Here is a 739-nt window from a genome sequence, read left to right on the forward strand (position 1 = left end):
CATTTATTACACGCTCATCATGTATTACATAAATATCTTTTTTCATTAATTTATTCACTCCCTTTGTTGTCATAATTTATAATCTGCTGAACTATTATGTTTAACCATTGGTATTAATTCAAAGTGTAAAGCATAAAAATCACCATCAAATGTATCATCGTATAAGTCCAACATTCGTTCTTCTCTGGCATCTTGTTTATCTTCTCATTGAATTAATTCATATTGAGTTTTACTTACAGGACATTTTTCTCATAATCATTTTAATTGATTAGTATTTATTAACATTGTAAATGCTTCTACACGATGTTTTATTTTAAACTTCTGCTTTTGTGCTGGTTTAAAATTCATGTATTGACCAAAAGTATAGTTATATTTTTCTTTATTTAAACTTTCTAATGTTGCATAAGCACTATCATCAACATTAATTGATATACCTTTTTGAATTAAATTAAAATATTGATTTAATTGATTGTTGTAAAACTCTAAAATATCTTTTATTTGTTCTAATGGTCCTTTAAATTGTTGTGTAGCATTTGAGTGTGTATATTCAGCAACTTTATATGCTTTTTTATCAAATGAATTATATATTCAAAAACTCGCTGCTGTTGTATGTCCCTTAGGACTAGTAGAGTTTGCTAAATCAACACCACCTAATAACTTAGTTGGTTGAATAATATCTGTTGCTTGCATAATATCAATATATCTTGCAAAGATTGACCCACTAGTATTGCCTGGCAAT

The 739-nt window shown here is 26.9% G+C and carries 1 protein-coding gene; it reads right to left on the reverse strand.

The annotated features are described in order from the left end of the window. Positions 1 to 45: 45 nt before the first annotated feature. Positions 46 to 739: PBSX family phage terminase large subunit (locus D9R21_RS07875; protein ID WP_158614021.1), on the reverse strand; the 694-nt coding region annotated here is incomplete at its 5' end.

The sequence above is a fragment of the Spiroplasma endosymbiont of Megaselia nigra genome (assembly GCF_003987485.1).
In the GTDB taxonomy this organism is placed as follows: Bacteria; Bacillota_I; Bacilli_A; order Mycoplasmatales; family Mycoplasmataceae; genus Spiroplasma.